Genomic DNA, 21,876 nt, shown 5'->3' on the forward strand with positions numbered 1-21,876 from the left:
AGACGGGAGTCTCGACGCTGGGCGATCGGACGCCGTCGGGCCAGGCTTCGCTACCGGCGGGGCAGGAGCGGGCGACGGGCTCCGCCGTCGGCCCGTGCGACGAGGAACGCGGCGAGGACGCCGCCGATCGCGCCGAACAGGTGGCCCTGCCAGGAGACCTGGCCCGGGCCGAACGCGGCGCCCGCGATCCCGGTCCAGAACATGCTGCCCCACAGCACCAGCAGCACGAGGCCGAGGGCGATCTGCCAGCCGTCGCGCGTGAACACGCCGCGGACCACGAGGTAGGCGAGCCAGCCGAACACGAGCACCGAGGCGCCGATGGTCACGGAGTTCGACGGAGCGGTGAGCCACACGCCGAGGCCGCTGACGATCCAGACGACGGCGGTGACGCCGACGAACTGCCGCGCGCCGCCGAGCATCACGAGGAAGCCGAGAATCAGCACGAGCACGAGGTTGGCCCACAGGTGCGTCCACGAACCGTGGAGCAGGGGCGCGAACACGATCCCGAGCAGACCGTCGCCGCTGCGCGGGTGGATGCCGAGGTTCCGCGTGAGGGCCGCGCCGGAGAGGGAGTTGAGCACCTGGAGCACGACCATGAGGCCGGCCAGGGCGCCGACGGTCACGGCCGAGGCCTTGAGCGTCGCGGTCGTCAGGGGAGCCCGACGGCGCGCGGCGACCGGGGCGGGCGTCTTGGTGCGGAACAGGTCGCTCATGCACCGAGCCTACGAACTCGGAGCAGGTCCGTGGGGCGCCCGGGTCCTGACCCGGTCTCGTCAGTGCTGCTGCCGCGCGTAGGTCGCGAGCTGCTGGATGTAGGCGGCGCGCTGCATGACGTCGGCCCGCTGGGCGGCGTTCGCGATCGGCACGTGCATGACGTGGCGCCGCCCGCCGGACTCCACCGTGACGATGACGTACCCCTGGACCACCGGCTCCTTCGCCAGGAGGAACAGCAGACCGAGCAGGGCGAACCACGCGGTGATCACCGCCATCACGACGGCCCAGGTCGGGGTCTTCTGGGTGGCGATCGTCTGGTCGACCACCCACACGTCGGCCTCGGTCAGCGACATCGAGCCGGACGGGGTGACGATCTCGGTGTGCGTGACGCGGAGGTCGCCGAGCTGGACGAGGAACGGTGAGGCCACCGGGGGCGGGCCGGGCTGGCCGAAGCCGGGCTGGTACGGGACCGCCTGCGCCTGCGGCCAGTGCGGATCCTGCCAGTTCGGATTCGGTGGGTAGCTCACCCGGCTGACGCTAGCGCCGTGGCCCGGCGGGTGGGGGACGCGGCGGACTCCCTGTGGATGACCGTCCCTCCTGCCCAGGATCGAGGCACCTGTGCATACCTGCACAGGTAGCCTGGTCGTATGGCACTCCTGGAGAAGCGATTGCAGGTGCTGCTCGACGACGAGCGCTTCCGCCGGTTGGAGTCGGAGTCGGCGGTGACGGGGCGATCGGTCGGATCGATCGTCCGCGCGGCCATCGACCTGCACTTCTCCACGGCCGGCGGTGGCGATGCCCGAGCGGCGGCGGCCCGTCGACTTCTCGACGCGACGGCGGTCCCGAGCGCCGGCGTCGAACCGGACTGGGCCGAGTCCAAGGCCGCCGTCGTCGCCGCGGGTGCCGTCACCCTTCCCTCGAAAGACTGACGCGTGACGCGCGTCTTCCTCGACACCGCGGTGCTCGCGCTGGCCGTCGGCGGCGATCACCCGCTGCGCACCGCGTGCCGCAGCTACCTCCACCGCGCGGAACGCGGTGAGCTCGAGGTGCACGTGAGCGTCGAGGCGCTCCAGGAGCTGCTGTTCCACCGGATGAGGAGGGGTGAGCGTGGCGACGCCGTCGCCCTCGTGCGCGACGTCCGCGACCTGTGCCACGTGCACGCCTGCGACGACACCGTCGTCCTGCGCATGCTCGACCTCGTCGGCGAGAGCTCGCTCGGTGGCCGGGACGCCGTCCACGCGGCGACCGCACTGGTCGCCGGCTTCGTCGAGATCGTCACGCCCGACGCCGACTTCGACGGCGTGCCCGGGCTCCGGCGTCGGGCGCCAGGGTCCTGACCTCCCGCGCCACTACTCGCAGCCGACGCCGTCGCGGTCGCGGTCCAGGTGCGTGCCGTAGCCGGGGTCCCCGGTGCGGACCGGGGCCGCACCGGCGGCTCGGGCGGCGTCACAGTTCTTGAAGTAGGTGTTGGAGGGCGCGGGCGCGGCAGGCGCGACGGCGGCGGGGGCCGGTGCGGCGGGTGCCGCGGGGGCGGCCGCCTGGCGCTGCGCGGGCACGGACGCCTCGCGCGTCGTGACGGTCTCCTCGCGGCCGGTGACGTCGACCTCGCGCGTGCCGACCTCGGTCTCCCGCGTCCCGACGGCGGTCTCCCGCGCGGCCAGATCGGCCTCGCGGGTGTCGAGCTCCTCGGTACGGGTGGTCTGGGCGACCTCGAGGTCGGCCGTGGCCTGCGCGGCCTCGGTGTTCTCGGCCGCGACGAGCTCCAGCTCGACGACGCGGCCCTCGGCGGTGTCCCGCTCCTCCTCGGCCGTGACCAGGAGGGCGCTCTGCTCCTCGAGCGCGGTGGTCGTGGAGGTGAGCTCCTCCTGCGTCTCGAGCAGCTCGGGCTTCGACGCGTCGCCACCGACGCTGCCAAACATCAGGCCGAGGATCAGCCCGAGGACGCCGACTCCCGCCGTCGTCGCGTGGCGTCGCGTGCGCGAGGGGGTGCGGGTGGCCGACGCGGCACCGGCCGCCGCCCCGGCCGCGGCTCCGCCGGCTGCGGTGGTCGCCTGGAGCTCGACGGTGTGGTCGGTCCAGTCGGTGCCGTCCCAGTAGCGCTGGGAACCCGAGCCGTCGGGGTACCAACCGGGCGTGACGGAGCTGTTCTGGGGCATGGCGACCGATCCTGTCGAGAGAGGGGTGAAGTTCTCGACGTCGAGCGCTTCCTGCCAACACTGGCAGCGCTCACAGTAGGGCCCGCGAGTCCGCCGCCGAGGCCATTCCGAGGCAATTCCGAAATTGTTATCTAATCGTTTGCGCTCTACAAGCACAGCGGGGCCGGCGGCCCTCGCGGGAACCTGGATGTCGCTGTCATGATCGACCATGCGCTCCCGCCACCTGAGCCGCGTGATCGCGGCGAGCCCCGCCGTCGTGCACGCCGTCGCCTCCGATCCCGACCGCCTCGCGGAGTGGGCCGCCGGCCTGGCGACCGCGGACGTGACGCGCGACGGCGACGACCTCCTCGTCGACTCGCCCATGGGCCGGGTGCGCGTGCGGTTCGTGCCGCGCAACGACCTCGGCGTGATCGACCACGACGTCGTGCTGCCCTCGGGGGAGACCGTAACGAACCCGGTGCGCGTGCTGGCGCACCCCGACGGCGCCGAGATCGTTTTCACGGTGCGCCAGCTCGACCTCACGGACGAAGAGTTCGAGCGCGACTGCGCCGCGGTCGAGGCCGACCTCGAGCGCCTGGCCGGCCTGGTCGAGGGGCGCTGAGCTCGCGGTACGTCGCCAGGCCGTACCCGGCCGCGACGGACGGAGGTCGCGTGCCGGCGTCCTCGGGCGAGCGGGAGAGCTCGCGACCATCCCGGGCATACTGATGCACGGCCGTCGCGACATCAGCGGACCCGTCACCACACCGTGGAAGCTGCACGGGGCCTGGACGTCGAGCGCGAGCTGCACGTCGTCGAGACCGAAGGTCACGGAGGCGAGCCGGAGATGGAACGCACCTGCCAAGCCCTCGATTGTTTTGCGCACTGATGGGACCGGAATGAAGACCAACCCCAAGGGTCCCGCCGACTACGCAGCGTTCGGTCTGCTCCTCGTCGTGATGGCGATCGTGACGTGGATCGTCGTGGGCTGGGTGGCGACCTGGGTCGGCAGCCTCATCTCGCCACTGTTCTCCTGAGCGTGCCGCCACACCTCTCCCGGTGACACCGACCCGACCACGGGCCGATGGCGTTCGCTCCCGGGGTCGGGCAGGTGAGTCACCGCCCGGAAAGTACCTCGCGAACGCCCCAAAGTGCCTCGGGAACGCCCGAAAGTGCCTCGCGAACGCCCCAAAGTGCCTCGCGAATGGTCAGGGGAGGGCGGCGACGAGGCGGGCGGCCTGGGCGCGTGCCTCCGCCAGCAGCGAGGCGTCGGCCGGCCCACGGGGGAAGCCGTCCGGGAGGGTGGCCAGCACCTCGTGCAGCAGCGCCCGACGGCGGGGCGCGCGATCCAGCGGCGCCAGCGTCCGCAGGTGCACGTCCAGCTCGTCGAGCAGCTCGCGCGGGAACACCGCGTCCCAGCGCTCGCGCGCCGCGCCGCGGCCCCACCACGACGGCTCCGGCCGGGAGGCGCCGCGCAGCTCTGCCGTCGCCGCCTCGTCCACGGCACCGCCTGTCACGCGCACGCCGTAGTCGCGCTCTCCCGCCTCGGCCGAGACGAGCTGCGCCAGCACGTCCGCCAGCACGAGAGGGGCCGGGCGCAGGAACGGGTCCCCGTAGCCGCCGGCCCCGGCCGTCCGCAGCGTCACCGTGTCGCCCACCTCGAGGGGCACCGTGTCGACCACGACGAGCCGCTGCTCGTCCGGGCGCCCGCGGTTGATCAGCAGCTCCGTGACCGCGCCGGGCCCGCCACCGGCGGCGCCCCACGGCTGGAACCGCGTGCGCTCGAGGCCGCGCGCCAGCAGCGTGCCCGGCTCCAGCGCCTCGAACTCGAGCTCGAGACCGCTGCCGCCGCGCCACCGCCCCGGTCCGGCGGAGTCCGGTCGCACCGCGTAGCGCAGCACGCGCACGCCGATCGCCGCCTCGACCGTCTCGACCGGGTTGTTGGCGAGGTTGGAGATGCCGCTGTCACGACCGTCGAGCCCGTCGGCGCCGCGGCGACCGCCGGTCCCGCCGACCATCGGTTCGACCACCTGCAGGTTCTTGCCCGGCCCGCTCGCGCGCGGTGCGAACACGACCGGCACCACGAGCCCGCTCGAGGCGGCCGGGAGCACGTCCGGCGCGGCCTGCACCAGGGCGCCGGAGACGACGTCGTTCACGCGCGAGACCGTCGCGTGCCGCACCCCGACCGCCGCCGGTTCGACGGCGTTGAGCACGCTGCCCTCGGGCGCGTGGAACGTCACGACGTCCATCAGCCCGCCGTTCAGCGGGACGTCGGGATCGAGCGTCCCGACCAGCGCGAACAACCGCGTCAGCACCCACGAGTGCGCGCGCCCCTGCGTGACCATGTTCAGCGCGGCCTCGACCTGCGGGTCCGTGCCCGTGAAGTCGAGGTCCAGGTGGCCGTCGGCGACCGTCGCCCGCACCGCGATCCGCAGGGGCAGGTCGCTCACGGCGTCGTTGTCGAGGTAGTCCTCGAACCGGTAGGTGCCGTCGGCCAGCCGGCCCAGCGCGCGGCGGGCGCGCGCCGCCGTCTGCGCCCGCGCGTGCGCGCCGATCTCGTCGAGCCCGCCCGGGTGGTCGGCGACCAGCTCGGCCACGCGGGCGCGCCCGCGGTCCAGCGCTGCGAGCATGGCCTGCAGGTCGCCGTCGTTCTGCTCGGGGGCGCGCGAGTTCGCGCGCAGGAACGCCTCGACGGCGGGCACGCGCCGCCCCGCCTCGACGTACTTCACGGGCGGGATCCGCAGCCCCTCGGCGAACACCGTGTCGTTGCGGACGCTGACGGAGGACGGCACGCGCCCCCCGACGTCGGACACGTGGATGAACGTCCAGCCGTAGCCGACGACCTCCTCGCCCTCGAAGTACGGCGCGATCGCGTGCACGTCGGGCAGGTGGGTCGACAGCGCTCCGGACGTGTACGGGTCGTTCGTCAGGATCACGTCACCGGGCGCCAGCCCCTCGCGCTGGCGCACCACGCGCACGGCCTCGGACACGTCCAGGCCGACGAAGCCCGACACCCCGATCCCCTGCGGGTAGGCGATGAACCGGCCGGAGGAGTCGGCGACGGCGCACGCGAAGTCCGCCGTCTCGCGCACGTACAGGCTGCGGCTGGCGCGCTGCAGCGCCAGGCTCATCTCCTCGGTCGCGGCGACGAGCCGCGTCTGGCCCAGCTCGCGCTCAAGCACCGACAGCACGGGGCACCTCCAGGGGGTCGGTCTCGTTCGAGGGAGCAACGGGGGCGAGCAGCAGGTCGCCGGAGTCGGCCACGCGCACGCTCCAGCCCGGCGGCACGAGCACGCTCGTGTCGCCCTTCTCCACGACGGCGGGTCCCGCCACGGCGGCGCCCGCACCGGGCGCCGCGGGCGCGTCCGCCGCCTCGTCACCGCTCACGACGGCGAGCACCGCCGCGTCGTGCCAGCGCCCGTCCAGGCGCAGCTCGCGCCGCCCGACCTCGGCGAGCACGCGCCCGCCGGAGCGCGTCCGCACCTCGCCCTGGCGCCCGCTGACGGCCACGCGCACGGCCTCGACGAGCACGGGCGCGCCGTCGTCCGCGAAGCCGTGGTACCGCTCGTGCGCCTGCCCGAACGCCGCGCGCAGCGCCGCGGGCTCCGGCAGGGCGACGCCGTCGGCGTCGAGTCGGGCCGTCCCGCCGGTCAGCACCTCGACCGTCAGCGTGGTCGGCTGCCCGTCGTAGCGCGCGTCGACGGCGAGCACGACGTCGCCGTCGGCCCCCGCGCCCTGCTCGTGCCACCACGCCAGGGCCTCGGCGACCACGGCTCCCGCCACCGCGGAGATCTCCGCGATGCCGACCTCGTCGGCCCGCGCGCGCAGCGAGCGCACCAGGTCCCGACGCACGGGCGCGAGGGCCGCGCCGAGCGCGCAGAACGTGGCGGCCGCCGTCGGGACGATGACGCGGCGCACGCCGAGGTCGCGCGCGAGCAGAGCGGAGTGCGTGCCGCCGGCGCCGCCGAACGCGACGAACGTGAACGCGTCCGGCACCTCGCCGTGGCGCGCGAGCACGGTGCGCACGCGCGTGGACATGCCGGCGGTGGCGGTGCGCAGCGCGGCGTCGACGGCGGCGCTCGCGTCCGGCACGTCGTCGTCCAGCGCCTCGGCCAGGACGGTGAGGGCGGCCGTCGCGGCGGGCGCGTCGAGCCGCATCCGGCCCTCGAGGAACGCGCCGTCGGCCAGTGCGCCCGCGTGCACGTAGGCGTCGGTCAGCGAGGGTTCGGTGCCGCCGAGGCCGTAGGCGACCGGGCCGGGATGGGCGCCCACGCTGCGGGGGCCGACGCGCAGCGCCGCGACCTCGCCCGAGGTGTCCACCCACGCGACGGAGCCGCCGCCGGCCCCGATCGCCTCGACGTCGACCACGGGCATCGTCAGGGGGTGGTCGCCGATGGTCGTGCCGGTGGTGACGGCGGGCCGGCCTGCGCCCACGACGCCGATGTCGCTGCTCGTGCCGCCCATGTCGAACGTGACGAGGTCGGTGTCGGGCCACAGCAGCCCGGCGGCCGCGACGCCCGAGGCGGGTCCGGAGAGAACCGTGACGACGGGGCGCGCGATCGCGTCGGCGAACGAGACTGAGCCGCCGTTCGACGTCGAGATGAACAGCGGTGCCGTCAGGCCGATCCCGGCCACGCGCTCGCGCAGCGAGGTCAGGTAGGACGTCATGAGCGGGCGGATCTGGGCGTCGAGCACGGCCAGCGCCGTGCGCTCGTACTCCCCGGCCTCGGGCCACAGCGCCCCGGCCGACGTCACGGGCACGCCGAGGTCGGCGGCGAGCAGGTCGGCGAGCTCGGCCTCGCGCTCGGGCGCCGCGTAGCCGCCGACCAGGCACACCGTGACGGCGTCGGCGGCGGTCGCGACCAGGGCCTCGCGGGCCGCGCGGTAGGCCACGGAGTCGCGCGTGACCGACGCGCCCACGGGGGCGCCGTCGGGCGTGAAGCGCAGGTCGATCTCGACCACCTGGTCGCGGTCGACGACGGGGCGCGGCGGCGTCGCGTGCAGGTCGAACGAGCGCGGCAGCCGGGCGCGGCCGATGTGCACGAGGTCGCGGTGCCCGCGCGAGGTCAGCACCGCCACGCGCGCGACCCGGCGCTGCAGGATCGCGTTCAGCCCGATCGTGGTGCCGTGGGTGATCGAGGCGACGTCGGCCGCCGCGACCCCGAGGCCCAGCAGGTCGCGCAGCCCCTGCTCGACGGCGCGGGCCGGGTCCTGCGGCGTGCTCGCGACCTTGTGCGCCACCAGGTGGGCGAGGTCGTGGGAGCGCCCGTCGCCCGGGACGGCGACCAGGTCGGTGAACGTGCCACCGACGTCGACGCCGATGCGCCACCGTCGGGCGAGAGGCGCGGGCGTCGTTGCCGAGGCGGGCGACGGGGGAGCGGCTGAGCTGGTGATGACGGTCGTCCTAGAGGAATCGGGAGATGCGGACGGTGCGGTCGAGCACCGCGATGACCACGACGGAGGCGAGCAGCATCAGCGTCGAGATCGCGGCGATCGTCGGCTCCATCTGCACCTGCACGGCGGAGTAGATGAGCACCGGCGCGGTGGCCGAGCGGGCGCCGGCGACGAACACCGAGACCGCGACCTCGCCGAGCGAGATGACCGCGGCGAGGAAGCCCGCGGCCACGATCCCGGGGCGCAGCAGCGGCACCGTGACGGTGAGGAACGCGCGCAGGGGCGAGGCGCCGAGCGACTGCGCGGCGCGCACGAGCCGCGGGTCGAGCGACGCTGCGCTGACCGAGATGACGCGGATCGCGAACGGCAGCGTGACCACGAGGTGGGCCAGGATCAGTCCAGCGCTCGAGCCGACGAGCCCGAGACCCTGCATCTGGTGCAGCAGCGCGAGGCCGAGCATCACGCCCGGCACCATGATCGGCGCGAGGAAGAGGAGCGAGAGCGCCTGGCGGCCGGGGAAGCGCCCGGCGCCGACGGCGTAGCCGCCCAGCACGCCGAGCACCACCACGATCGGCACCACCACCAGGAGCAGGCGGCCGGACGCGGCGAGCGCGCCGAGCCACGCGTCGCTGGAGAACACCTCGCCGTACCAACGCAGCGAGAGGCCCGAGGGCGGGAACGCGAAGCTGTTGCGGTCGGCGAACGAGCTGATCGCGACCACGAGCAGCGGCAGCACCAGGAAGACGCAGACGAGCACCACGGGCAGCGCGGCACCGACGCGGCGCAGGCGCGCGCGTGTGTGCGCCCGGCTGCGGGCGCGGCTCTGGTCGGGGCTCGGCGAGGCGGCGCGGGTGGCGACGGCGGTGCTCTCAGGCACGGTTGCTCCGATCGGCGAGGCGGGACAGCGCCGTGACGATCGCGACGACCGTCAGCGTCAGCAGCAGCAGCACGAAGCTCAGCGCCGCGGCGCGCGGCTGGTTGAACGTCACGAGCGCCTCGTTCTGCACACGGAGCCCGGCGAGCGGCTGGTTCGCGCCGCCCACCAGCAGCGGTGTCACGTAGATTCCCATCGTCAGCGAGAACACGATCACCGCTCCGGCCACGAGCCCGGGGGTCGACAGCGGCAGCACGACGCTGCGGAACGTCCGCAGCCCGGAGGCGCCGAGGTCGGCCGAGGCGCGCAGCACGGCGTCGTCGATCGTCTTCAGCGAGGCGGTCAGCGCGATGATCGCGAACGGCAGCAGCACGTGCACGACGGCGAGGAACACCGTCCACGGCGAGCGCAGCAGCGGCAGCGACGTCTCGATGAGGCCGAGCGCCTGCAGCCCGCGGTTGACCGGACCCTCGCCCGACGTCACCACGCGCCACCCGAACGAGCGCACGACCTCCGAGGTCAGCAGCGGCGACAGCGTGATCGTGAAGACGATCGTCTTGCGCCAGCCGGTGGGCGTCCGCGCGAGGTACCAGGCGATCGGGAAGCCCAGCACGAGGCACGTCAGGCTCACCCGGAGGGCCAGCGACAGGCTCTCCAGCAGCGAGTCGTACAGGTACGGCGTGGTGAACACCTGCGCGTACTGCGTCAGGGTGAACCCGTCCAGCGGCAGGTTGAACGCGTCGGTCGGCCGGAACGAGAGCACGAGCAGGCCGGCCAGCGGCACCACGAACGCCAGCACCACGAAGAGCGTGGGCACGACGGCGGCGAGCAGGCCGGTCGTCCGGCCGCCGGCGAGGCGCTGGCGGAGCGTGGTCACGGGGCTCCGGTCCCGGCAAGCGGCAGCACGGCGGCGTCGTCGAAGTGGACGGCGACGGCGGTGCCGACCGGGTGCACCGCCTCGGCGGCCGGGGGCGAGGCGAGCAGCGCGGTGCCGTCCGCCGTCCGCAGCCGGTAGTCGTAGCGCTCGCCGGTGAAGCCGACCGAGACGACGGCGGCGCGCGCCGCCTCGGGGTCGGCCGGCGTCGGGAGCGCGACGCGCAGCGCCTCGGGGCGCACGGCCGCGCGCGTGCCCTCCGCCGCCCGCCCGGTGACGGGCCGCCCCAGGAGGGTGGCTCCGCCGTCGGGCGAGGCGACGACGGGAAGGACGTTGGCCGCGCCGACGAAGTCCGCCACGAACGCGGTGCGCGGCGCGCGGTAGAGCTCCTCCGGCGTGCCGAGCTGCTCGAGGCGGCCGCCGGCCAGGAGCACGACCTTGTCCGACGTCGCCAGCGCCTCCGCCTGGTCGTGCGTCACGAAGACCATCGTGATGCCGACGCGCTGCTGCAGCTCGCGCAGCTCGTGGCGCATGTAGCGGCGCAGCTTGGCGTCGAGGTTGGACAGCGGCTCGTCGAGCAGGAGCACGCGGGGTCGCGTGACCAGGGAGCGCGCGATCGCGACGCGCTGCTGCTGACCGCCGGAGAGCTGGCGCGGGTAGCGCTCGGCGAACTCCTGCAGGCCGACGAGCTCGAGCACCTCCTCCACGCGCTCGGTGCGCTCGGCCTTGCCGACCTTGCGCACGCGCAGCCCGTACTCGAGGTTGCGGCGCACCGTCAGGTGCGGGAACAGCGCGTAGGACTGGAAGACCATGCCGGTCTCGCGCTTGTGCGCGGGGACGTGCGTGACGTCCTCGCCGTCGATGAGGACGCTGCCCGCCATGGGCTCGACGAAGCCGGCCAGGGCCGACAGCAGGGTCGACTTGCCGCACCCGGACGGACCGAGCACCGACACGAACTCCCCGGGCTCCACGGTGAGCTCGTCCAGTGCGAGGACGAGCTCACCGTTGTACCCGAGCCTGAGGTCACGGACCTCGACGCGGCCTGAGGTCATCAGCCGAAGATCTCCTGCCAGCGCGCCTGCAGGTCGCCGAGCTGCGGGGTGATCACGGGGTAGTCGACCCAGACGAAGTCGTCGTAGGCGCCGGGACCGTGCTGGATCTGCGCGGCGAACTCCTCGGAGTAGACGTTGGTGTCGTTCGAGGCGGCGTACCAGGTGCCCTCGGAGAACGTGGGCTGGTACTCCGGGGAGGCGAGGTAGTTGAGGAACTCGTAGGCGAGGTCGGAGCTCTCGGTGCCCTCGGCCACGAAGAACGACGTCAGCGCGCCGACCGAGCCGGACTCGGGGTAGGCGAAGCCGATCGCCTCACCGTTGTTCTGCTGCACGAACGCGCGGCCGTCCCAGTGCGCGGCGGCCCAGGCGTCACCGCCCACGAGCGTGGTCTCCACGGAGGTGCCGTCGGCGGGGAACGCCGAGGCGCAGTCCGCGAGGCCCTCGAGCTGGTCGAACGCGGCGTCGACGTCGGCCGGCTCGCTGATGCTGCCGCCGTTCTCGTTGATGACGCCGGCGAGGAACTCCACCCCGGTGTTGAACGTCAGCGGGGAGATGCCGAGGTGGCCGCACAGGGCCGGGTCCCACAGGTCCGACCAGTCGGTCGGGGCGTCGGTGACGAGGTCGGTGCGGTAGGCGATGCCGGTCGCGCCGACGGTCAGCGGCACGCCGTACTGCGCGCCGTCGATCTCGCTCTGCTCGACCAGGACCGGGTTGAGGTCGGCGAAGTCGGCGATGCGGTCGGTGTCGAGCTCGGCCACGACGCCGCCAGCCACCGCGCTCGGGATCACGTTGGGGGTGAAGGCGACGACGTCGTAGGCGGGCGTGCCGCCGGCCGAGGAGCGCAGGGCGGTCAGCCAGTCGGCGGGGCCGCCGGGGACGAGCTCGACCGTGGCGCCCGTGGCGGCCTCGAAGGGCTCGACGAACGCGGCCTGGAACGACTCGCCCCAGGAGCCGGCGTAGGCGGCGACGGTGAGGGTCTGGCCGGTGAAGTCCGTCTCGCCGGAGCCGGTGTCGGCGCCGCCCTCGGGGGCGGCGGCGTCGTCGGACCCGCCACCGCACGCGGCGAGCGTGAGTGCGAGCGCGGCGGCGACGGCGGCGATCCGCAGCGCCGGGCGGGCGGTGGCGCTCCCGGGGGTGCGCCGGGTCAGGAGGGTGCTCATGCGGGGATCACTTTCGTCGGGCGGGGGCGGGGGAGTCGGGCTGGAGGGCCGAGTGCGGAGGGGCGACGGGCGGGTGGTGGGCCTCGACGTCGCGGCCGAGCTGGAGCACCACGTCGTCGGCGTGCTGGCGCCCGATGATCTGGACGGCGAGCGGGAGACCGCCGTCGTCCAGCCCGGCCGGGACCGAGAGCGCGGGTGAGCCGATCACGCTGGCGACGGTGGTGAAGGCCAGCGTCTGCTCGTAGGTCGGGCAGGCGCGGCCGAGCGGTCCGCCGCTCTGGATGAGCTCGGATCGGACCTCGCCGACGCGGGGCACGCGCGTGGCCGTGGTGGGGGTCAGGAGCACGTCGACGCGGTCGAAGTAGTCCGCGGTGATCTCGCGGGCGAGGGTCTCGAAGCGGTTGACCTCGCGGACGTAGGTGATCGCGTCGATCCCGGCGGCGTGCGCGAGGTGGCGCTGCACGTGCGCGGGCAGGCGCTCGGGCCGGGGCGGCGGGTCGAGCGCGAGCCAGGTCGGGATGATCGTCGTGGGGTAGATGTCCATGACGACCGCGGTCGCATCGCTCGCGTGGATCTCGACGATCTCGTGGCCCGCCGCGCGCAGGCGCTCGGCGAGGTCGAGGACGACGGCGGAGCACGCCTCGTCGACGTCGATCGCCGGGTCGAAGGCCTCGGTCAGGACGCCGATGCGCAGCCGCGGGGTGGGACGCTCGAGCGCGTCGGTGAGGTCGTTGCCGCCGGCGGCGCGGCGGCCGCTGGCGGGGCGCGCGGCCCAGGCGTGCGGATCGCGGCGCGTGAGGTGGTCGTGCACGAGCGCCGCGTCGGCGACCGTCCGCGTGATCGCGCCGGCCGAGGCGCCGCCCGCCCAGCCCTGCAGGCGGGAGGGGACCAGGCCGCGCGTGGGCTTGAGGCCGACGACGCCGCAGAATGCGGCGGGCACGCGGATCGAGCCGCCGCCGTCGCTCGCGATCGCGACGGGCACGAGACCCGCGGCGACCGACGCCGCGCTGCCGCCGCTGGAGCCCCCGGGGGAGTGCTCGAGGTTCCACGGGTTGCGCGTGATGCCCCACCGGTCGCTCTCGCACGACGTCGTCATGCCCAGCTCGGGGGCGGCGGCGCGGCCGACCTGGACCAGGCCGCCGGCCAGGGCCGCGGCGACGGGGAGGTCGGTGGTGGTGGCGGGGGCGTCGTCGTAGGCGAGGGAGGAGCGCGAGTACGGCTGGCCCTCGACGGCGAAGAGGTCCTTGACCGTCGTGGGGACGCCGGCGAGCGGGGGGATCGCGTTGCTGGCGGTGCTGCTGCCGTCGGCCTCGGCGAGCCGGCGGTCGAGCTGGGCGGCGCGCGCGAGGGCGGCCTCGTCGTCGCGCCAGACGATCGAGCGGATCGCGGCGTCGGCGCCGTCGATCGTGGCCAGGGTGTGCTCGACCACGGACACGGCGCTCACCCGGCGGGTGCGCACCTGCTCGGCCAGACCGGCGACCGAGTTATGTAGTGGATGATTTTCGGGCACGCGGGAAATGTACGCTCCGATCCGGAGACGGTCCATGACCGTTGCAGGCGTTCCGCATCGTGGGACCGCCGGAATCGCGTGCGGGCGGGTGGCGCGGCTCGCGGTGTGGCTGGGCGTTGCCGCGCCGCCCGGGGCCCGATATGTTCGCAATGTTATGGCGATCGCGACACTGGACGGCACGGCGACGGACGACGACGAGTCCGCCGCCTCACGCGTGCTCGCGGAGGTGCACGGACTCGCGCCGCGCGAGGTGACGGCCCTGCTCGTGCGCCAGATCGGCGACGGCACGCTCCCGCCCGGCACGCGGCTGCCGACCATCCGCGACGTCGCCCGGGCGGCGGGCGCGAGCACGTCCTCGGTCGCCGCGGTCTGGGCGCGGCTCGGCGAGCGCGGTCTGATCAGCACGCGACGGCGGGGCGGCACCGTGGTCGTCGGCGCGGTCGGCTGGCCGCGGGCCGGGACGCCGCGGGTGTTCACCGGCTGGGGCTCGGTGGACATGTCGAGCGCGCACCCGGCGCCCGAGGACCTGCCCGACCTGCGGCGGGCGTTCCAGCGGAGCCTCGAGGAGCCGCGGACCAACGCGCTGGCGCGCGAGCACATCACCGATCTGCTGCGCGAGACCGTCGCGCCGGCGTGGCCGTTCGTCGCGCAGGAGTGGACGACCGTGTCGGGTTCGGGTGAGGCGACGCTCGTGACGTGCGAGGCGGCGACGCCGCGGGGCGGGCTCGTGGCCGTGCAGGAGCCGGCGACGCCCGGCAACATCGCCAACCTGCGCTCGCTCGGGCTCGAGGTGGTGGCGGTCGCGTCGGACTCCTCGGGGCCGCTGCCGGCGTCGCTGGAGGCGGCGCTCGCGGCGGGCGCGCGCACCTTCCTGTACCAGCCGGCGGGGACGCTGACCGTGGACAGCCGGCTCACGCCGTCGCGCGCGGCCGAGCTCGCCGAGGTTCTCACGAGGGTGGCGCCCGAGGCATGGGTGATCGAGGAGGACGTGCTCGCGACGCGGGATCCGGAGCACTCCGCACCCGCCGCCAGCCTAGGGACGGCGCTGCCGGACCGGGTGGTGCGGCTCGCGTCGTACTGCCGTGCGTTCGGGCTGGACCTGCGGACCACGGTGATCGGCGGCGCTCGCGAGCTGCTCGAACCGATCCGACAGCTGCGCAGCCACGGGATGCAGGCGCAGAGCCGGATCCTGCAGAACTCCCTGGCGCACATGCTGCGCGATCCGGCCGCGCGCGAGTTCGCGGAGTCCGCGGCGCGGGACCACGAGGTGGCGGCGTCGGGGCTGGTGGCGCGGCTGGCGGCGCTCGGGGTGCGGGCGACGGCGTCGCCGGGATCGCTGCTGGTGTGGGTGCCGGCACGGGACGAGGCCCAGGCGCTGGCCGAGCTGGCGGCGCACGGGGTGACGCTCGCGCCGTCGGGCCGGACGTTCGTGGACCCGCCGCGGCCGGCGGTGCTGCGGGTCGGGACGCCGCAGCTCCCGATCGGGGCGCCGCTGGACGAGCTGGCCCGGCTGCTGGCGAGCGCGGCGGCGACGCGGGTGTCCGACGCCTGAGCTCCGGCCGGGCGATTCCCCCGGCCGGCCTCGGTCATCGACTGCTGCGCTGCGCGCGGCGCTCGCACGCACCGACTGGCACGCCTGACTCGGTTGGCGGGCGGTATCCGAGGTAGACGTGCCAGTCGATGGTGAAGCGAGGGTCAGGCCGACTCCTCGCCCTTCGTGTCGATCTCCTCGGCGAACGCGGGCGGCTCGTCGCGGCCGGCCTCCTCGTCGGCGTCGGCGTCCTCCGCCGTCGCCTGGACGATGCCCTGGGCGTGGTGCGTGGGCGCGTAGACCGTGTAGAGGCGGAGCGGCTCGTCACCGGTGTTCTCGACGTCGTGCCAGGTGCCGGCGGGGACCTGGATGCTCCAGCCGTCCGACACGTCCTGCTGGAAGGACAGGTCGTCCTTGTCCGGCCCCATCTTCACGCGGCCCTTCCCGGCGTCGATGCGCAGGAACTGGTCGGTGCCGTGGTGCACCTCGAGGCCGATGGCCTTGCCGGGCTGGATGGCCATGAGCACGACCTGGAGGTGCTTGCCGCTCCACGCGACGCGGCGGTAGTCGCCGTTCTGCACGGTGGCGGCCTCGATGTCGAAGGCGTTCGGGTTCGGTCCGTTGTCGTTGATCTCCATGCGTTCCATCCTGGCCAAGTGGGTGTCGCGGCACCAGGTTCTTGTCGGTCCGCTCCGGACCGGCCGCCTACCGAGCGCCGGCGCTCGCGGCGTCGGTGGCCGTGGCCGTGGCGGTGAGGAAGTCCCCGCTCCACGCGGCCAGCGTGCGCGGATCGGCGTCGGAGCCCACGTAGGCCACCACGTCGCCGAGCGGTGCGACGCACTCGGAGCCCGACGCCGTCGTGCGGCACCCGAGGTAGTCCCACCCGGTGCTGACCTCGGGCTCGACGAGCTCGTCGTAGGAGTCGAGCGGCGCGGTCAGGGAGGACGCCGCCGTCGCCGCGTCGGGGTAGTGCAGGAGGAGGACCCAGGCCAGCCCTTCCAGGTACGCGGCGCAGTCCGTGCCGCCCGTGCCCAGGGCCGGGACGTCGTCGGCGTAGACCAGGCTCTGGAAGCTCTCGTAGGAGAAGTCGTCGATGGCGAACAGCGTCGGGGGCGGGTCCTCGACCACGATGCCCCCGGCCCAGCCGTCGACCATGTCGGCTCCCACGGCCTGCACGAGGCCGTCCGCCGCGGTGCACGTGACGCCGTCGAGCGAGATGAGCGCGCTCCCGTGCACGAGCGTGTGCTCGCCGACGTGCGTCGGGACCTCCAAGCGCTGGACCGGGACCGTCGCGTCGGCATCGGCCCGCGGCCACAGGAGGGTGGCGACGACGGCGACCGCGACCGCCAGGGCGACGGCGGCCACCGTCGCGACGACCGCACGCGGGCGGGTGTGGGTGGCGGCGCTCGTGCGCGACATGGCGGCTCCTGGGGCGGGGTGGATCAGGTGATCAGAGTGGGTCGGGGTGGATGCGGGCCCGGCCGGCCGGTGGCACGTGCGCCACCGACCGGCCGGGCCCGATCGGACCGTCAGGACTCGAGCGGTCCCTGGATCATGCGGCTGAGGAACGCCGCCATCGCGTCGCGGGCGATCGGCGAGAGCGGCTGGAACTGCGCCGTCCCGTCGTTGCCGATCCAGCCGAACGTGATGCCCTGCTCGGCCGCCCACATGATCTCGGTGCGGTACGCCGTCGTGTCCGTGACGTCCTTGAACGGCGAGACCGCGGGAGCCACGTAGCCCTCGGGCGCGCCGATGCGGAACAGGAACGCCGCCATCGCGTCACGGTTGATCGGGCTGAGCGGTCGGAACTCGGCGCCGGCGGGCGTGGCCCACCCGGTCGAGATCTCGTTCTCCGCCAGCCAGGCGATCTCCTTGTAGAACTGGTTGTCCGTCGCGACGTCGACGAACGGGGAGGTCTCGGGGGCGCGGTAGCCCTCGTCGCCGAACTCGCGGAACAGGAACGCCGCCATCGCGTCGCGGTTGATCGAGTCCAGCGGGCGGTACTCGGCGCCGCCGTCGGCCGTGGGCCAGCCCGTGGTGATGCCCCGCTCGAACAGCCAGCGGATCTCCGAGAAGAACAGGCTGTCCGTGGGGACGTCCACGAACGGGGAGGTGACCTCGGGCTCCTCGGCGCCGGCGCGGTGGACGACGACCTCGTCGAAGGAGCTGCGGTCGTCGGTCCGGTAGGAGGCGATGGTCATGACGTCGCCGTCGACCTCGATGTGGGCGAAGCTCGGGACGTACTCCTGCCACGCCTTGGCCACGTAGTTGTACCCGTTCGGGTCGGCGGCGCCGATCGCCTCCGGGGTGCGGATGTCGTAGTACTTCGAGCCGGAGGAGGAGTTGCCGGTCACGTAGACGGTCTGGCCCTCCTCGGGGTGGACCTCGAGCTGGTCGTCCCACGTCTCGACGGGCGTGCGGCCCTCCATGACGCGCGTGCGGGAGTAGGAGTGGTCGTGGCCCATGAGGACGACGTCGACGCCGAGCTCGGAGAGCACGGGGGAGAGGTTGTTGCGCAGGCCCACGATGTTCTGGTTGATGGAGTGGTTGGCCACGCTGAACATCGAGTGGTGCAGCGACGCCACGACCCAGTCAGCGTTCTCGCCCTGCTCGGCCAGGACCTTCTCGACGAAGGCCTCGTGGGTGGCGACGTCCATGACGTTGGAGTTCAGTCCGATGAACAGGACGTTGTCGTAGATGTACCAGTAGTTGCCCTGCGAGCGGGTGTCGACGCCGGAGTTGCCGAAGTCCTTGTCGAGGTTCGGCATGAAGAAGTGGGTCTCGTACGCCGTCGTGCCGACGTCGTGGTTGCCGTTGATCGTCGCGATCGGCATGGTGCGCAGCTGCTCGGGCGCGAGGAAGCCGACGTACTCGTTCTCGGCGCCGGCGCGCTCGACCTGGTCGCCGACGGAGTGGATGAACGCGGCGTCCGGGAACATCTCCTCGGCGACGTCGAGCGTGTTCGTCCAGCCCGCGGTGTCGCGCTCCACGTTGCCCGAGGAGCCGATCTGGGCGTCGCCGATCATGAAGAACTCGAACGCGCCGGTCCCGAACGCGCCGGTCGAGAACTCGTGGACCTCGGACCAGCTGCCCTCGGTGCCGACGCGGTAGACGTAGGACGCGTTCTCGGTGAGCGGGCCCATCGTGGCGTGGTGGTAGAACCGGCCGTCGTGCGTCTGGCCGGTGCGGGCCGACGGCGTGGAGGTGGCGTTCGCCGGGAACGTCACGCCGTCGTAGGCGGACGCCGGCGCCCACTGGACCTCGCCGTCGGCGACGTCGTTGAGGTACCAGGCGACGTTGCGCGTGGTCTCGTCGGAGCCGACGTTGAGGACGACGTCGCTCACCGTGAGCGGCTCGTCGATCGCGACCGTGTCCAGGCTCTCGAAGTTGAAGTAGATGTCGGAGCTGCTCGCGCGGTCCTGGTACAGGGCGATCGCGATCTGGTTCTCGCCCTCGGCGAGCACGTCGCCGGGCACGTTGACGGAGCTGACGATCGGGGCGCTGCGGCTGTCGCCGAGGTACTGCATGTTGCCGAGGGTCGGGTCGAAGGCGTCGTCGAGGAAGCCGCCGACCTTCTCGCCGTTGACCCACACCGCGAGGGCGTCGTCGTGCCGGACGGTCCCGGTCAGCCGCGAGATGTCGGCGAGCTCGGCGGCGTCGAGGTCGATCTCGGCGCGGAAGAAGAAGGTCTCGACGTTCGACGTCGTCCCGGCCTTGTACTGGTTCAGGAGCGTGGTCACGGGCTGACCCGAGACGTCCACCTTCTCGCCGCGCAGCGCGCCGAACGGGCCGTTCTCGAGCGGCCAGGCGGAGTCGTCGTAGTCCGCCAGCGTCCAGGAGAGCAGGTCGCCGTCACCGGCCGGGTCCTGCGCGAGGTCGTGGTAGCGCCACTGGGTCGCTTCCGGGCTGAGGTGCTGGCCCGGTGCCAGGTCGACGGCGGCCGCGGCGGAGTCAGCCGCGCGGTCGTCCGAGATCGGGGTGGGCAGGCTGGTGTCGGCCAGGGCGGGCGTCGAGACGGCCGTCAGGAGGCCTCCGACCAGGGCGACACCGAGCGCGGCGCCGGTGGTTCTACGGATGCGTGATCGCATGATCCCTTTCGTCGGGCGCGCAGGCACCCGGTGATCTGGTGGTGTGGCGGGCCGTCAGGGCGACCCGACCTCCACCCGACCCCGCGCGATCGACCGGTCCGTGGCCGCACGGCGACGCCGTGGTGAACAGTGGTCGCCGGGTTGCGTCGCGGCTGCGATCAGCCGCGGAGCCGCGGTGCCATCCCGGACAGGGGGCTTCGCGACCAGGCGATGCGCTGGGTACAACGTTCATAGAGCAGCGCTTTGCGCCACCGTGGCGGATGTGCGCCAGGTCTCGTTCGTTCGGCATTGTGCGAACGTTGAGTCCCGGTTAGCCTCACTTTCGCTACCCGTTTTCCTGGCAGCTCGAACACGCTCGAATTCGTCGAACGACGATGACGGCGCCGATCTGCTCCCTGCGCAGGTGCAGTGGTGAGATCGCGCGCGTAGCGAGCCCCCTGAATTCGACCGTCAAGGATGACTCATGACCGACAACACCAATTCCTGGCCCCCGCCTCAGCAGGGGTACCCGCAGCAGCCCGGCGAGCAGCAGTACGGCGCCCCGCCGCCCCTGCCCGACTACGGTCACCAGCAGCAGCCCGCCTACTTCGGACAGCCGCCGGCGCCCCAGCAGACGCCGCCCGCCGGCAAGAAGCCCTGGTACGCCCGGCGCTGGGTGTGGGCCGTTGCCGGTTTCGTCCTGGTATGCGGCTTCATCGGCTCGCTGACGGGAGGCGACACCGAGGAGCCCGCACCCGAGGCGTCGCCGTCGGAGACAGCGACCACCGCGGAATCTCCGAGCCCGGAGGCTGCTGAGGTCGTTGCCGCGACCGAGCCCCCTGCCGTCGTCGGATTCTCGCTCGATGTGGCTCGGGAGACCCTGTCGGAGGCCGGCTTCGAGTTCTCGTCGCACGACGTGCGCGAGGGCCGGGTCGTTCTCGCTGAGAGCAACTGGGTCGTGCTCACGCAGGAGCTGCAGGGCGGCACGGTGGTCTTGGGCGTGGAGAAGCACAGCGACCCGGCGGTGACGACGGAGGCGCCCCCGGTCGAGGCGGAGGCGCCTGCTCCTCCTGCCGAGGAGGCGGCAGTGCCCGTCGAGGTTCCGGCCGCGCCGGCTCTGTCGATCGGTCAGCAGAATGCCGTCGACAGCGCCGACAACTACCTGAGCGTCATGGCCTTCTCGCGCGAGGGACTCATCGACCAGCTCGAGTTCGAGGGGTTCTCCTTCGAGGACGCCGCATTTGCCGTCGACTCGATTGCGGCCGACTGGAACGAGCAGGCTGCGAAGTCTGCCAAGAACTACCTCGACCTGATGTCCTTCTCCCGGCAAGGCCTGATCGACCAGCTCGTCTTCGAGGGGTACACCCAGGAGCAGGCGGAATTCGGCGCCGCTGCGGTCGGGTACTAGACATGTCGAACGCATCTCCTGGCTGGTATCCCGTCGACGGCGGGCAGCGCTACTGGGACGGGCAGCAGTGGACCGAGCACTTCCATTCTCAGACCGAGAACTCCCGTACCCAGCAGTGGCAGCCTCAGGCCAAGGTGGAGACCCGGCACCCTCAGGCCGATGCTCCGGGCACGCTGTGGTCCGCCGTTGGTCGTCCGCTCACCCACTTCGCGCCGGGCAAGTACAGATTGACCGAGCACTACCTGTTCTTCGAGAAGGGTGCGCTGCGAACGAACGCGCAGCAGATCCCGGTCCATGAGATCTACGACGTCGACGCTAAGCAGACCGTGACCCAGAAGGCTCGGGGTGTCGGCACGATCACCCTCTTCGTCCAACGGTCGAACGGCCGCGAGGTCGTGAAGATCGAAGACATCGCTGAGTTCCGGGAGGGAGTCAGCGAGCTGAACAGGGTTGCCCACGAGCGTCGGCTGGTGATGCAGACCCGCGCGACGACTCAGACCATCAACTACTCGGGTACCCCTCTGGGTGCTGTTCCTGGCGTCGGCGGTGCCGGTGTCTCCGCACCTGTCTCAGAGCCGCAGCAGGCGCCCGCGCCCGCGGCAGCCGAAGACGTCATCTCGCAGATTCAACGTCTCGGATCACTGCACGAGGCAGGAGTGATCACCGCTGACGAGTTCGCCGCGAAGAAGGCGGAGTTGCTCTCGCGACTGTGACGGTGCACCGGTAGTCCGGCGGGGGTGACGCAGCGGCCCCCGGATCGCCGACGGCGGTCCGGGGGCCGCTGCGTGCGTCCCGGCTACGCTCGCGCGATGGAGGACCCCAGGATCGGCACGGTGCGGCTCCGCACTCCGGCCGCCTTCGGAGACTCCGAGGCGAGCCCGTCTCGCTCGGGGCGAGGGGTTGCCGGCACGTTGTTCCTCGGCGACCGCGCCGACGATCGGTCCGGACTCCTCCTCTGGTTCGTCGACGACGCGGGCCGGCTGCGCTTCGTGGGCGGGTGGGAGGACGTCGCGGGTCACCGGTACCTGAATCGGTGGCGACCCATCCGCATCGGGGAGATCTCCCTGCGTGCGGGGAGCTCCGTGACGTTCGCCGGCTCGCGCGCACCCCTGACTGCCGTCATCGACGGCTACGCCCGGTCCGTCCCCGTCCGGCACTGA

21 protein-coding genes are annotated in these 21,876 nt (G+C 73.1%); 8 read left to right on the forward strand and 13 right to left on the reverse strand.

What is annotated here, in order from left to right:
- Positions 1-50: 50 nt before the first annotated feature.
- Both SERN_RS05510 and SERN_RS05515 read right to left on the reverse strand, forming a co-directional pair.
- Entirely contained in the window at positions 51-713 is a 663-nt protein-coding gene (locus SERN_RS05510; RefSeq protein WP_199241522.1) for a rhomboid family intramembrane serine protease, read from the reverse strand.
- A gap of 60 nt (positions 714-773) precedes the next feature.
- On the reverse strand, positions 774-1,241 hold the full coding sequence (locus SERN_RS05515; RefSeq protein ID WP_135849147.1) for a hypothetical protein: 468 nt from the start codon (positions 1,239-1,241) through the stop codon (positions 774-776).
- A gap of 120 nt (positions 1,242-1,361) precedes the next feature.
- On the opposite strand from SERN_RS05515, the gene SERN_RS05520 reads away from it, so the two are divergent.
- Both SERN_RS05520 and SERN_RS05525 read left to right on the forward strand, forming a co-directional pair.
- Entirely contained in the window at positions 1,362-1,643 is a 282-nt protein-coding gene (locus SERN_RS05520) for a hypothetical protein (protein WP_199241523.1), read from the forward strand.
- A 3-nt stretch (positions 1,644-1,646) separates the two neighbouring features.
- Positions 1,647-2,051: a type II toxin-antitoxin system VapC family toxin gene (locus tag SERN_RS05525; protein WP_135849148.1), complete on the forward strand. Its 405-nt coding sequence runs from the start codon at positions 1,647-1,649 to the stop codon at positions 2,049-2,051.
- A 12-nt stretch (positions 2,052-2,063) separates the two neighbouring features.
- On the opposite strand, the gene SERN_RS05530 is transcribed toward SERN_RS05525, so the two are convergent.
- Complete coding sequence (locus SERN_RS05530; RefSeq protein ID WP_158292573.1) at positions 2,064-2,870, reverse strand: excalibur calcium-binding domain-containing protein; 807 nt, start codon at positions 2,868-2,870, stop codon at positions 2,064-2,066.
- A gap of 208 nt (positions 2,871-3,078) precedes the next feature.
- Between SERN_RS05530 and SERN_RS05535 the strand changes: the two genes are divergently transcribed.
- Together SERN_RS05535 and SERN_RS15260 are read left to right on the forward strand one after the other, a co-directional pair.
- Complete coding sequence (locus SERN_RS05535) at positions 3,079-3,471, forward strand: SRPBCC family protein (protein ID WP_199241524.1); 393 nt, start codon at positions 3,079-3,081, stop codon at positions 3,469-3,471.
- 274 nt (positions 3,472-3,745) lie between these two features.
- On the forward strand, positions 3,746-3,883 hold the full coding sequence (locus tag SERN_RS15260) for a hypothetical protein (protein WP_158292574.1): 138 nt from the start codon (positions 3,746-3,748) through the stop codon (positions 3,881-3,883).
- A gap of 171 nt (positions 3,884-4,054) precedes the next feature.
- On the opposite strand, the gene SERN_RS05545 is transcribed toward SERN_RS15260, so the two are convergent.
- Genes SERN_RS05545 through SERN_RS05575 form a run of 7 tightly spaced genes read right to left on the reverse strand, consistent with a single transcriptional unit; the run spans position 4,055 to position 13,710 of the window.
- Complete coding sequence (locus tag SERN_RS05545) at positions 4,055-6,037, reverse strand: hydantoinase B/oxoprolinase family protein (protein WP_135849150.1); 1,983 nt, start codon at positions 6,035-6,037, stop codon at positions 4,055-4,057.
- Complete coding sequence (locus SERN_RS05550) at positions 6,021-8,240, reverse strand: hydantoinase/oxoprolinase family protein (protein ID WP_332888466.1); 2,220 nt, start codon at positions 8,238-8,240, stop codon at positions 6,021-6,023. The genes SERN_RS05545 and SERN_RS05550 overlap by 17 nt, the downstream gene beginning before the upstream one ends.
- A gap of 10 nt (positions 8,241-8,250) precedes the next feature.
- Positions 8,251-9,117 (reverse strand): ABC transporter permease, encoded by an 867-nt coding sequence (locus tag SERN_RS05555; protein WP_135849152.1) that lies wholly within the window; start codon positions 9,115-9,117, stop codon positions 8,251-8,253.
- A complete protein-coding gene (locus tag SERN_RS05560; protein WP_199241525.1) occupies positions 9,110-9,991 on the reverse strand; it encodes an ABC transporter permease in 882 nt (293 codons plus the stop codon). Before SERN_RS05560 ends, SERN_RS05555 begins: the two co-directional genes overlap by 8 nt.
- Positions 9,988-11,040, reverse strand: coding sequence for an ABC transporter ATP-binding protein (locus SERN_RS05565; protein WP_135849153.1), 1,053 nt, complete (start codon positions 11,038-11,040; stop codon positions 9,988-9,990). Before SERN_RS05565 ends, SERN_RS05560 begins: the two co-directional genes overlap by 4 nt.
- Positions 11,040-12,200, reverse strand: coding sequence for an ABC transporter substrate-binding protein (locus SERN_RS05570; RefSeq protein WP_135849154.1), 1,161 nt, complete (start codon positions 12,198-12,200; stop codon positions 11,040-11,042). Before SERN_RS05570 ends, SERN_RS05565 begins: the two co-directional genes overlap by 1 nt.
- A 7-nt stretch (positions 12,201-12,207) precedes the next feature.
- On the reverse strand, positions 12,208-13,710 hold the full coding sequence (locus SERN_RS05575) for an amidase (protein ID WP_158292575.1): 1,503 nt from the start codon (positions 13,708-13,710) through the stop codon (positions 12,208-12,210).
- A gap of 154 nt (positions 13,711-13,864) precedes the next feature.
- Between SERN_RS05575 and SERN_RS05580 the strand changes: the two genes are divergently transcribed.
- Positions 13,865-15,262, forward strand: a complete 1,398-nt coding sequence (locus SERN_RS05580; RefSeq protein ID WP_158292576.1) for a GntR family transcriptional regulator — start codon at positions 13,865-13,867, stop codon at positions 15,260-15,262.
- 143 nt (positions 15,263-15,405) lie between these two features.
- Here SERN_RS05580 and SERN_RS05585 read toward each other — a convergent pair whose 3' ends face one another.
- From SERN_RS05585 to SERN_RS05595, 3 genes are all read right to left on the reverse strand, one after another.
- A complete protein-coding gene (locus SERN_RS05585) occupies positions 15,406-15,879 on the reverse strand; it encodes a cupin domain-containing protein (protein ID WP_135849157.1) in 474 nt (157 codons plus the stop codon).
- A gap of 67 nt (positions 15,880-15,946) precedes the next feature.
- Positions 15,947-16,660 (reverse strand): hypothetical protein, encoded by a 714-nt coding sequence (locus SERN_RS05590; protein WP_135849158.1) that lies wholly within the window; start codon positions 16,658-16,660, stop codon positions 15,947-15,949.
- Between the two features lie 110 nt (positions 16,661-16,770).
- Positions 16,771-19,329 (reverse strand): purple acid phosphatase family protein, encoded by a 2,559-nt coding sequence (locus SERN_RS05595; RefSeq protein WP_158292577.1) that lies wholly within the window; start codon positions 19,327-19,329, stop codon positions 16,771-16,773.
- A gap of 463 nt (positions 19,330-19,792) precedes the next feature.
- Here SERN_RS05595 and SERN_RS15730 point away from each other — a divergent pair, with 463 nt between their 5' ends.
- The 3 genes from SERN_RS15730 to SERN_RS05610 all read left to right on the forward strand — a co-directional run bounded on the left by SERN_RS15730 (position 19,793) and on the right by SERN_RS05610 (position 21,876).
- Positions 19,793-20,716 (forward strand): Ltp family lipoprotein, encoded by a 924-nt coding sequence (locus SERN_RS15730; RefSeq protein WP_233251498.1) that lies wholly within the window; start codon positions 19,793-19,795, stop codon positions 20,714-20,716.
- Between the two features lie 2 nt (positions 20,717-20,718).
- On the forward strand, positions 20,719-21,429 hold the full coding sequence (locus tag SERN_RS05605; protein ID WP_135849160.1) for a PH domain-containing protein: 711 nt from the start codon (positions 20,719-20,721) through the stop codon (positions 21,427-21,429).
- 96 nt (positions 21,430-21,525) lie between these two features.
- Positions 21,526-21,876, forward strand: a complete 351-nt coding sequence (locus SERN_RS05610) for a hypothetical protein (protein WP_135849161.1) — start codon at positions 21,526-21,528, stop codon at positions 21,874-21,876.

It is taken from the genome of Serinibacter arcticus, assembly GCF_004786095.1.
Lineage (GTDB): Bacteria > Actinomycetota > Actinomycetes > Actinomycetales > Beutenbergiaceae > Litorihabitans > Litorihabitans arcticus.

Bases quoted from the DNA above. Each gene is read 5' to 3' on its own strand.
- SERN_RS05510 (WP_199241522.1), bottom strand. From the start codon at position 713: ATGAGCGACCTGTTCCGCACCAAGACGCCCGCCCCGGTCGCCGCGCGC.
- SERN_RS15260 (WP_158292574.1), top strand. From the start codon at position 3,746: ATGAAGACCAACCCCAAGGGTCCCGCCGACTACGCAGCGTTCGGTCTG.
- SERN_RS05520 (WP_199241523.1), top strand. From the start codon at position 1,362: ATGGCACTCCTGGAGAAGCGATTGCAGGTGCTGCTCGACGACGAGCGC.
- SERN_RS15730 (WP_233251498.1), top strand. From the start codon at position 19,793: ATGACCGACAACACCAATTCCTGGCCCCCGCCTCAGCAGGGGTACCCG.
- SERN_RS05580 (WP_158292576.1), top strand. From the start codon at position 13,865: ATGGCGATCGCGACACTGGACGGCACGGCGACGGACGACGACGAGTCC.
- SERN_RS05610 (WP_135849161.1), top strand. From the start codon at position 21,526: ATGGAGGACCCCAGGATCGGCACGGTGCGGCTCCGCACTCCGGCCGCC.
- SERN_RS05585 (WP_135849157.1), bottom strand. From the start codon at position 15,879: ATGGAGATCAACGACAACGGACCGAACCCGAACGCCTTCGACATCGAG.
- SERN_RS05590 (WP_135849158.1), bottom strand. From the start codon at position 16,660: ATGTCGCGCACGAGCGCCGCCACCCACACCCGCCCGCGTGCGGTCGTC.
- SERN_RS05530 (WP_158292573.1), bottom strand. From the start codon at position 2,870: ATGCCCCAGAACAGCTCCGTCACGCCCGGTTGGTACCCCGACGGCTCG.
- SERN_RS05565 (WP_135849153.1), bottom strand. From the start codon at position 11,040: ATGACCTCAGGCCGCGTCGAGGTCCGTGACCTCAGGCTCGGGTACAAC.
- SERN_RS05605 (WP_135849160.1), top strand. From the start codon at position 20,719: ATGTCGAACGCATCTCCTGGCTGGTATCCCGTCGACGGCGGGCAGCGC.
- SERN_RS05535 (WP_199241524.1), top strand. From the start codon at position 3,079: ATGCGCTCCCGCCACCTGAGCCGCGTGATCGCGGCGAGCCCCGCCGTC.
- SERN_RS05570 (WP_135849154.1), bottom strand. From the start codon at position 12,200: ATGAGCACCCTCCTGACCCGGCGCACCCCCGGGAGCGCCACCGCCCGC.
- SERN_RS05595 (WP_158292577.1), bottom strand. From the start codon at position 19,329: ATGCGATCACGCATCCGTAGAACCACCGGCGCCGCGCTCGGTGTCGCC.